The following is a 9,560-nucleotide window of genomic DNA, read 5'->3' as shown; positions in this document are numbered from 1 at the left end:
CTGTGGGGTAGCGGTGTCGTACCGATAACCCCAGATGTCAACGTGATGCGGACTGCTTCAGAGTTAAGAAGTCTTCAATACACGAAAACCGGTGGTGTCCGGAAACTGTCCACTCCTGACGCAATACACTTGGCCTCTGCTTTGGAGTTAGAGGAAACCTATGGCGTACAAAATGATGCATTCCATACATTCGATCGTGGGAAATCCAAAGACGCAGACGGAAAAGGCATCCCACTTCTAGGCTTCGAGGACTGGTGCGAGCAATGCTCTAACGACCCTCTTGCCAATAAGGCAATCGCACTGAAACGGTGCAAGCCATCACACCCAAACAAGGGCCTCGACATTTAATAAAATTGAGAAGACACAAGCCGACAAATTCAGCGAAGCTGCCAAGGAACTCGAATGTGACGGGTCCGAAGAAGCCTTTGACGCTAATCAAAAGAATATCGCGAAAAGCCCACTATCTAAAGGTGAAAAGACGAAAGACAAGCCCGGCCAGTGAGCCGGTTTTTTATGGAGGTCGCGATGACACCTATTCAGTGGGCTAAATTTTACGCCAAAAGCACCATTAACGACTTTGGTACTCTCGATACGGAGGACGCTATCGACAGTGCAATCCGATCTGAACACGATCCTAGTTTGGCTCCAGAGGGCAGATGATGCCGTTGCAGTATTTCTTGTCGTTCCTATCGAAGGTGACCGGCGCAACGCGGTCCATGGCGGTGATCTCAAGTTTGGTGATCTTTCCGACCTCGAAATTGTGCGGCTCATTTGCGTCCATCAGCTTTTCCGGGTTGGCTACCTGAAATCCGGAGACAAGGACTTTATGTTGGGTGCTGAAGTAGACCGCTGCGGGTTCAAAGAGCCTGTCGTCGAAGTCGTCTTCGTATCGGAGGCTGACGAGCATGCCTTTTGTGATCGCATCGCAGAGCAACCCCTCGAAAGCGATGTTACGTGGCGCGGGCTGTTCCTTGGCCTTAGGCGCAGCAAAGGGATATTTCGGGCGTCTAGTTCTCCTGACCATGACAATTCTCCCATTACAACCAATGAGAGAGTACCACACCATTGAGGCGTCGTGCGTCAAGTAAGATAACGTCGTTGAAGAGCCCGAAGACACGGCAGCGAACCGGCGAGACTACTCGCAGCCGCGTGATGCCCGGTCTCCAGCATTTTGCGCTGAATCGGTAACGTGGATTTTGGAAGACGCCAAACGCAGCCTTTGCATCGCAAAGGCATTCGGGCGATTTCCTGAAGTCAATTCAACGCGATGTGCTCTAGACGTTCTGCAAGGCCCAGGCGGCCATTTCCGAGAAGACCCGGTCCGCGGAACGGTTCATTGCCTCGACCGCCTTGTCGACGGACGCCGCGCCCGCAGGTGTCTCCGCGCGGAAAACCTTGGTGGCGACCGTGCGGCCGTTGCGGTCGTTGACCAGTCGTGCCGAGATCTCGACGACCCCCCGATTGCCGCTGCCAAGCCTGAGCTCGAAGGCGCGAATTTCGCTCTGCAGCTGATAGTCGATCAGAAGTCCGTCTCCCGGCAGGCCGACACCGCGCAGGCGGCCGGTGTTCTGCAGTGTCTCGACCAGCTTGAGCTGCACCACATTCGGCAGGGTATCCGCCCAGGCGGCCCCCGGGAAATAGCTGTAGACCGGGCCCTTCTCGACCACGGCGATATAGCTGGTATCCAGCGCCTTCAGCGCCCGGGGCGCAGCCACCAGCATCTGAACGCGGCTGGAGCGCCCCGTCAGTCCGCCCACATCGGCCGCTTCGATCCCGTAATAGGCGGAGGGCGTCGAACTTGCGCAACCGCTGACCAGCACACCCAGCCCGAGCACGCCAAGCACGCCCCGACGGGTCATGTCCGTGGTTGCCTTCGTCATAACGCCTTGCCCCTCAAACTCTTCATCACCGCCGCCGACCGCCGGAATAGGTCGGCACGTCTTCCCCGCCGAAGATTACCCGGTTGGGGCTGCGTTCAAAACTCTCCGCCGCCCGCTGGATGGATACCAGCGTCCGGTTGAACTGACCCAGGGCGGACGCGAAATCGGCCGACCCCTGCGTGGCGAACTTCGACAGTCCGCCGGCAATGGAGTCCGCACGGCTTTCGAAGGCCACCGCCACTTTCCGGATGGCCTGCGCCGCCAGTGTCGCTTCCTTGATCAGCCCCTCGCCGTCGCCATCCACCATCGTGCTGACCTTTTCGACAAGGCTTTCCACGCGCACCGACGTGGAATTCAGCGTCGATGCCATCTGCTTGGCATCGGTGATGATCTGGTCGACGTCCGGCGTGCGTTTGGCCAGGTCGTCCGTCATCTGCTGCACGTTGTCCGCGGCCTTGCGCGCGCTGGCCAGAACAGCCGGTATGCCGTTCTCCGGACTCGTAAGATCCGCCGCCGCCGTCTCGATGGAGCCGACGATGTTGGACACCTTGGCCGGATCCACCGCCTTCAGCAGCTCATCCGCGCTCTGCAGCGTCGAGGCGAACCGCTCCGCCGCTAGCTGGACATCGGTGACCAGTGCCGCGATCCGGTCATCCTGACCGCGTACGGTCGCTGAAACGGCTTCGAAGTTCTGAATCGTCGACTTGGTCGAGGCGATGATGTCGTTGATCTGGCCCTGCTGGTTGTTGATGTTGTCGATGAAGCTTGCCGCCCCGTCGACCGCATTGCCGACCTTTACGGGATCGACGTTGGCGACAATCTCGTCCACCCGTGCCAGCGAGGCGTTCAACCCGTCCGTGAAGCTGCCGACCGAGGCCACGATTTCCTCGATATGGAGCGGATCGATGGCAGAGGCGATCTCTACACCCCTGGTCATGATCGCATCGACCTTCACCACCACATCCCGCCCGCCGGCAAGTATATCCGTGATGTCGCTGCTGCGCTGCTTGACCGTCTCGACAATGCCGTTGACGTTCTGCATCGTTTCGCTCGTCGCGACGATCAGCTTGTCCAGATCGCCCGTGCGTTCCTCAAGCAGGTCGCCAAAGGCGGACGCGCCCTTCATGATTCGCGCGACCTGCTCCGGCTTGACCTGGTCGACGATTTTCTCGACCTGCCCCAGGCTCGCATTGAGGCCTTCGCTGAATTTCTGCATCTCCTGCGCCGCGCCCTGGGCATCAGCCAGAAGAAGGTCGATATCCTTGCTGGCATTGCCGAGGCTCTCGGAGAATGAGGTCAGATTGTCGACGATCTCCGTAACCTTGTCGGAAGGCACGGCCGCCAGCAGCCGCTGCCCCTGATCCACGAGAGGTTCCAGACGCCCCGACAGGCTCGCGAAGGCTTGCGAAGCCTTGCCGATGCTCGCCATGAAGGTCTCCACACCATCGGAATTCGCTGCCAGCGCGGCGGAGAAGGTCTCCACGTTCTTGATGGTGCTGGAGATGACAGGGCCATTCTCCTCGAGAAAATCGTCAACCGTCTTCATGGTCGAGTCCGCGCGCTTGAGAACGTCGCGCGCCCCGTCGACGATATCGTCAAAGAAGGATTTCTCCGCGTAGATCACCGGGACGTTGTCTTCGTCGTAACCTCTCAGGAGCAGCGGGGACGCGGACGTACCGCCGCTGAGGTCGACATAGGCAACACCTGTCAGGCCCGTGAAGTTCAAGGTGGCCTTGGTGTCTTCCCGCACGGGCGTGGTGGGCTTGATGCGCACGGTGGCCACGACCTTGGTCGGATCGTCCGGGGCGAAATCCAGCGACCCGACATCGCCGACCTTGATGCCGTTGAACAGCACCTGCCCGCCGACGGGCAGGCCGGTGACCGGACCGGGAAAGAAGATTTTGACTTCGACGTTCTGGCGGGATTCGGCCGTAACGGCCAGCCAGTACACGAACCCGAACGCACCGATCAGGATGGCGACCATAAAGGCGCCGATCAGAATGTAGTTCGCTCGAGTTTCCATTCAGTCCTACCTATACTCGGCGCAACGCGCGTTCGCCCCTGAAATAAGATTTAATCCAGGAATCGTCATTTTTCATCATGTCGTCCAGTGTTCCTATAGCAAGAACACGCTTTTTCCCAAGGACAGCTATACGATCACAGATGGAATGCAGACTATCGAGGTCGTGTGTCACCATATAGACGGTCAGCCCGAGGGTGGAACTGAGATTTGCAATCAGCGAATCGAATGCTGCGGCACTGATCGGGTCGAGCCCGGATGTCGGCTCGTCCAGAAACACCAAATCCGGATCCAGTGCAAGGGCACGGGCCAGACTGGCCCGTTTGACCATTCCGCCTGAAAGCTCCGACGGCAGTTTGTCCGCCGCATCCTGCGAGAGGCCGACCAGTTCCAGCTTCAACGTGGCCAGTTCGTCCATCAATTGCGGTGAAAGCTTCAGATGCTCGCGCATCGGCACCTGGATGTTCTGCTTCACGGTGAGCGAGGAAAACAGCGCCCCCTGTTGGAACAGGACACCCCACCGGCGCTCGATCGACTTGCGCTCCAGATCGGAGGCGGTGGACAGATCGTGTCCGAAGACCGAAATCGAACCGGCCCGCTTCTGGTTCAGCCCCAGAATCGTGCGCATCAGCACCGATTTCCCGGTCCCCGAACCGCCGACGAATCCGAGCACTTCGCCCCGGCGCACATCCAGATCCAGATTCTGGAGAATGATCTTGCTGCCGAAACCGACGGTGATGCCGCGCACGGACAGAACGAATTCGGTATCGTCACCGGTCGGCATGACCTCGGTGGGGGTGTATTCAGCTTCGGTCAACGACATGGATCCGGTCAAACTCCGATGGCGGCAAAGAAAATGGCAAACATGCCGTCCACGACAATCACCAGGAAAATGGCCTTCACCACGGACATCGTGGTGTGTCGCCCAAGTGATTCCGACGATCCCTCGACTTTCAACCCTTCCACGCAGGCAATCAACCCCACGATCAGCGCCATGAAGGGCGCCTTGAGCAGGCCGACCGCCAGTGTCTGGACGGTGATTGCCGCCTGCAACTGCGTCAGGAAGGCCGCGGGAGGAATATCCAGATAGGCCCAGGTCACCAGTCCCGAGCCCAGCAGCGCCGAAATATCGGCAATGAAGGTCAGGATCGGCAGCGCGATCATCAGCGCCACGATGCGCGGCAGCACCAGGACCTCGGTCACGCTGAGGCCGATCACGTGCAGGGCATCGACTTCCTCCTGCATGCGCATGGCACCGAGCTCCGCGGTAAAGGCCGAACCGGACCGGCCCGCCACCATGATTGCCGTGAGGATCACGCCGATTTCGCGCAGCACCAGGATGCCCGCCAGGTCGACGACGAATATGTCGGCCCCGAACTGGCGAAGATAGAAGCCGCCCTGCTGGGAAATGATTGCCCCGATCAGGAAACTCATCAGGGCAACGATCGGCACGCCGCCAACGCAGCTGCGGTCGAACTGCACGGCAATGGAAATGCCGCGCAGACGCTTGGGCTGCAGAAGCACCGTCGACAGGACCAGACCGAGCGAGCCGAGAATATGCAGCATCGCAAGGCCGTCCTTGCCCGCCTCGACAATCTGCTTGCCGATCGCCTCAAGGGATCCCAGGATGGAGAAGCCCTGCCGCTCCGGTTTCCACGTCGGCGGGTGATGTTTCTCGATTTCGTCGAATAGCATCCGGCGTACGGAAGACAGGCCGGTCAGTTCGACCTTGCGCCCCTCGAATTCCAGACGTCCGCGTGTCCGGTGGATCAGCCACGCGCCGCTCGTGTCCAGATGCTTGACCTTTGACACATCGATCGAGGCCGGCCGGTCGTCGCCAAGCCGCAGGGCGGCGATTTCCTCTTCCGCCTGGCCGATGGTGCTGACGGTCCAGTCCCCGGAGAGGACAAGGCACAGACGATCGGGTCCGTTCGCCTCGATCTGCGTCTCCGGCGCGATGTTTTTTTCCAAGAATGCCATTCCGGCTGGCTGCCCTCTTGCCGCTGGTTCACCTACCCCCGTATACCTGAAGGCGCAGGTCAGGTCACGGACCCAAAAACAGGAATGAACGGTTTGAGCGGGTTTGCCCCGCATCAAGGAGCGAAAGTGCGGAAAATGCAGGTTGTTTTCGAATCGCGCGCAACGCGCGGACACCGCCGGCTTCCCCGAAGACGGACAGGATGCCGGATCTCTCTGCAACCGGCCGCCCTGACTGCTTTCATGTGCCTTCACTCGAAAGCCTGTTGACCTTGAGAGGAACAATCCGGTCAAATCCGGGACCCGTGGAAATAGCTTCGCACCGCAGTGCTGCGCCATTTCCGATATCATCTGACATTATTCACGAGCCGCTGACCCGACGTCCGGCAAACGCTTGAAAGATCTATCCATGGAAATAGCCCGCCCCTACCTCCTGTTCCTTGGTGACGTTGCCGATGCCCTTGCGGCGAAGACAGCGACCGGCATCGTCGACTGGCGCAAAGACTGGTGTATCGGCCAGGTTCGCCTGGAAGGATGCGCCGCCGACACGGGGCTGCCCGACATGTCGATCGCGGACGGAGCCGCCGCCGGGGCGAAGACATTCGTTATCGGCGCGGTCAACGCCGGCGGACGCCTGCCGGAACACTGGATTGATTCGGTCGTGACAGCCCTGGACGCGGGCATGGATGTGGCATCGGGCCTGCATGTGCGCCTGGGGGACATTCCGGTCATCCGCGATGCCGCCGACAGAAACGGCCGCCAGTTGCACGATGTCCGCCACAGCACCATGAATTTCGCCACAGGCAAGGGCACCAAACGCTCCGGAAAACGCATTCTGGCGGTCGGAACCGACTGTTCCGTCGGCAAGAAATACACCGCGCTCGCGATGGACAAGGCCATGAACGAGCGCGGCTACACCAGCTCCTTCTGCGCCACCGGACAGACCGGCGTGTTCATTTCCGGACGCGGCGCCTCACTGGATGCGGTGATTGCGGATTTCATTTCCGGTGCGGCGGAATGGCTGTCGCCGGAGACCGACGACAGTCACTGGCAGATCATCGAGGGCCAGGGTTCCCTGTTCCACCCGTCCTTCGCCGGCGTAACCCTCGGGCTGCTGCACGGGTCCCAGCCGGACGGTTTCATCGTCTGTCACGAGCCGACCCGCACCAGGATGCGCGGCGTCGAGACGCCCCTGCCCACGATCCAGCAGGTGATCGACCTGACGATCCAATGCGGCAGGCTGACCAATCCGGACATCCGCTGCATCGGCATCGCGGTCAATACCGCCGCCCTGGATGATGACGAAGCCCTTGCCTATCTCGCCAAGGTCGGCGAACAGCACGGATTGCCCGCCACCGATCCCGTCCGCTATGGCATGGACGCCATTGTCGACAAGGTCTCGGCCGAGTTTGGTGCACCATGAGCCTTACCGTCGACATCGAGGCCGAACGCTTCGAAATCGCAGGGGGGTTCAAAATCTCCCGCGAAACGCGCACCCATGCGCAAGTCATTGTCGTTACCCTGAAGGATGGCGGTTGCACCGGCCGGGGCGAATGCGTGCCCTACCCGCGCTACGGCGAATCCCTGGAAAGCGTCCAGGGACTGATCGAGGAGGTTGCTCCCCTCCTGCGCTCGGGCCTTTCCCGCCAGGCGTTGCAGGACGCCATGCCTGCGGGCGCGGCGCGCAATGCGGTCGATTGCGCCATGTGGGACCTCGAAGCGAAAAAGACGGGCAAACCGGTGGCGGAGCTTGCCGGGATCGGCCCGCTGAAGGCGGTCACCACCGCCTTTACCATCAGCGTTGATTCGCCGGAGCTGATGGCGGAGAAAACCAGGGCTGCCGCCCATCGTCCGCTGCTGAAGATCAAGCTGGCGGGTCCGGGCGACGCCGACCGCATTGCCGCCGTGCGCCAGGCCGCACCGGACAGCACCCTGATCGTCGATGCCAACGAAGCCTGGGACCCAAGCTGCTTCGAGGAAAACATGGCCGCCTGTGCAGCCGCCGGCGTCGCGCTGATCGAGCAGCCCCTGCCGTCGAAAGACGACGGTCTTCTGGCGGAAATCGACCGCCCGATCGCGATCTGCGCCGACGAAAGCCTGCATCCGGGAATGGGCGTCGACGGTCTGCAGGGCAAATATGACGCGGTCAACATCAAGCTCGACAAGGCAGGTGGCCTCACCGCCGCGATGGAGCTTGTGAAGGCCGCCAGAGAGCGGGAGTTCAGGATCATGGTCGGCTGCATGCTCGGCACGTCGCTGGCAATGGCTCCGGCGGCGCTGATCGCCCAACAGGTGGATTTCGTCGATCTCGACGGGCCGCTGCTTCTCGCGCAGGACAGATCGCCGGGCCTGAAGTTCGAAGGCAGCACGCTCTACCCGCCGCAGCCGGAGCTGTGGGGGTAAATCCGACGCGACGCGAAGGATCAGCCTGCGTCGGCCATGTGCCTGCGAATCAGCGGTGTCAACGCCAGCACCAGGACGACGCCGACCGCTGCCACGCCCGCCATCAGATAGAATGGCAGGTCCGGGTCGGCTTCATAGAGCGCGCCGCAGACGCCCAGACCGATTGCCATCTGTATGCCGATGGACGTGGACAGAAACCCCTGCCCCGTCCCCGCCCAACGGCTCGGAACGACCTTCGCCAGAATGGTTACGGCCCCCAGATGCGCCGCGCCGAAGGTCAATGCGTGCAGCAGTTGCAGCGCCGCCATCGCGGCAAATGTGTCCGCAAGCGGAAAGAGACCCCAGCGGACAACCGCGGCAATGCCGGCCACAATGAGGAAAACCGGCGGATCCAGCCGGATCGGCAATCGTCCCGCGATGGCAAACAGTCCGATTTCCGCAACCACCCCAACCGCCCAGAGCACGCCGATGGAGACGTCCGGCACACCCATGGCCTGCCAGTAGAGCGTTCCGAAACCGTAGAATGCCGCATGGCTTGCCTGAAACAGGCCAAACACGGTCAGGACCGGCCAGAACCAGAGGCTTGCGAACGGGCTCGCCGGCTCGATACGCACCTCCGCACCCGGCGGTTCCTCCCGTTTCTGCGAGGGCATCGACATGGCCACCAGGCCGGTCATGAGAGCGGCAACGGCAATGAGCAACAGGATCACCCAGTTGGTGGCCTGCGCGGCCAGCGCCCCTCCCGCCAGCGTCGCTGCGACGAAACCTGCCGACCCCCACAAACGCATCCGGGCATAGTCCGTGCCCGTGTTGCGCGCCACGTCAAGCGCATAGGCATCGCTCAACGGCAGGACGGGTGCCTGGAACACCATGTAGCCGATAACGGCTGTACTGATCAGCACAAGTCCCGTGGGTCCGGCGAACAATCCGATAAAGGCCGCTCCGGCCACACAGTAGATCAGGATCGCCAGCCGTCTCTGTCCGGTTCTGTCGGCAAGATTCGCCAGAAGGGGGCTCGCCGCGATTCGGGTGATCGTGCCGGCCCCCAGGATGAAACCGATATCCTCGGCGTTCAAACCCCGGAATTCGAGAACCACCGGCAAAAACGGCAGAAAGAGGCCGAACCCGAAGAAATGGCAGGCAAAAAGGCCGGCGACTCTCGTGCTGAGCTTCGGCGGGGGACGGGTCATGTAAATACTGTCAAGGATTGCGCCTAAAGGGATGTTAACGATTTTCGCCCTACCTTGAGGAGCAAGTTGTTCGTGATAGGGCAACACCAG

At 61.0% G+C, this 9,560-nt stretch carries 9 protein-coding genes; 3 read left to right on the top strand and 6 right to left on the bottom strand.

Annotation, left to right across the window (positions count from 1 at the left end; all coding sequences use genetic code 11):
* Nucleotides 1-348: hypothetical protein (locus DCO57_RS23690; protein ID WP_205756132.1), on the top strand; the 348-nt coding region annotated here is incomplete at its 5' end.
* A gap of 286 nt (nucleotides 349-634) precedes the next feature.
* Here DCO57_RS23690 and DCO57_RS11275 read toward each other — a convergent pair.
* From DCO57_RS11275 to DCO57_RS11255, 5 genes are all read right to left on the bottom strand, one after another.
* On the bottom strand, nucleotides 635-1,024 hold the full coding sequence (locus DCO57_RS11275) for a hypothetical protein (protein WP_133192658.1): 390 nt from the start codon (nucleotides 1,022-1,024) through the stop codon (nucleotides 635-637).
* Nucleotides 1,025-1,274: 250 nt separating this feature from the next.
* Nucleotides 1,275-1,880, bottom strand: a complete 606-nt coding sequence (locus DCO57_RS11270) for an ABC-type transport auxiliary lipoprotein family protein (RefSeq protein ID WP_116698984.1) — start codon at nucleotides 1,878-1,880, stop codon at nucleotides 1,275-1,277.
* A 25-nt stretch (nucleotides 1,881-1,905) separates the two neighbouring features.
* Nucleotides 1,906-3,903: an MCE family protein gene (locus DCO57_RS11265; protein ID WP_116698983.1), complete on the bottom strand. Its 1,998-nt coding sequence runs from the start codon at nucleotides 3,901-3,903 to the stop codon at nucleotides 1,906-1,908.
* A gap of 10 nt (nucleotides 3,904-3,913) precedes the next feature.
* Complete coding sequence (locus DCO57_RS11260) at nucleotides 3,914-4,723, bottom strand: ABC transporter ATP-binding protein (RefSeq protein WP_208977897.1); 810 nt, start codon at nucleotides 4,721-4,723, stop codon at nucleotides 3,914-3,916.
* A gap of 8 nt (nucleotides 4,724-4,731) precedes the next feature.
* A complete protein-coding gene (locus DCO57_RS11255) occupies nucleotides 4,732-5,880 on the bottom strand; it encodes an ABC transporter permease (RefSeq protein WP_116698981.1) in 1,149 nt (382 codons plus the stop codon).
* Between the two features lie 406 nt (nucleotides 5,881-6,286).
* Here DCO57_RS11255 and dgcN point away from each other — a divergent pair, with 406 nt between their 5' ends.
* Complete coding sequence (dgcN, locus tag DCO57_RS11250; protein ID WP_116698980.1) at nucleotides 6,287-7,300, top strand: N-acetyltransferase DgcN; 1,014 nt, start codon at nucleotides 6,287-6,289, stop codon at nucleotides 7,298-7,300.
* On the top strand, nucleotides 7,297-8,280 hold the full coding sequence (dgcA, locus tag DCO57_RS11245) for an N-acetyl-D-Glu racemase DgcA (protein ID WP_116698979.1): 984 nt from the start codon (nucleotides 7,297-7,299) through the stop codon (nucleotides 8,278-8,280). Before dgcN ends, dgcA begins: the two co-directional genes overlap by 4 nt.
* 20 nt (nucleotides 8,281-8,300) lie before the next feature.
* Here the strand turns inward: dgcA and DCO57_RS11240 are convergent, their stop codons facing one another.
* The gene (locus DCO57_RS11240) at nucleotides 8,301-9,470 is read right to left on the bottom strand and encodes an MFS transporter (protein ID WP_116698978.1); all 1,170 of its coding nucleotides are present in this window, start codon (nucleotides 9,468-9,470) and stop codon (nucleotides 8,301-8,303) included.
* Nucleotides 9,471-9,560 lie beyond the last annotated feature (90 nt).

Origin of the sequence: Labrenzia sp. 011 (assembly GCF_003075075.1) — a bacterium.
Classification (GTDB): domain Bacteria; phylum Pseudomonadota; class Alphaproteobacteria; order Rhizobiales; family Stappiaceae; genus Roseibium.
This window is presented reverse-complemented; position numbering and strand designations above follow the sequence as displayed.

What these genes read in the sequence shown, in the direction of transcription:
- DCO57_RS11275 (WP_133192658.1), bottom strand. Translation starts at nt 1,024, where the DNA reads ATGGTCAGGAGAACTAGACGCCCGAAATATCCCTTTGCTGCGCCTAAG.
- DCO57_RS11270 (WP_116698984.1), bottom strand. Translation starts at nt 1,880, where the DNA reads ATGACGAAGGCAACCACGGACATGACCCGTCGGGGCGTGCTTGGCGTG.
- DCO57_RS11265 (WP_116698983.1), bottom strand. Translation starts at nt 3,903, where the DNA reads ATGGAAACTCGAGCGAACTACATTCTGATCGGCGCCTTTATGGTCGCC.
- DCO57_RS11260 (WP_208977897.1), bottom strand. Translation starts at nt 4,723, where the DNA reads ATGTCGTTGACCGAAGCTGAATACACCCCCACCGAGGTCATGCCGACC.
- DCO57_RS11255 (WP_116698981.1), bottom strand. Translation starts at nt 5,880, where the DNA reads ATGGCATTCTTGGAAAAAAACATCGCGCCGGAGACGCAGATCGAGGCG.
- dgcN (WP_116698980.1), top strand. Translation starts at nt 6,287, where the DNA reads ATGGAAATAGCCCGCCCCTACCTCCTGTTCCTTGGTGACGTTGCCGAT.
- dgcA (WP_116698979.1), top strand. Translation starts at nt 7,297, where the DNA reads ATGAGCCTTACCGTCGACATCGAGGCCGAACGCTTCGAAATCGCAGGG.
- DCO57_RS11240 (WP_116698978.1), bottom strand. Translation starts at nt 9,470, where the DNA reads ATGACCCGTCCCCCGCCGAAGCTCAGCACGAGAGTCGCCGGCCTTTTT.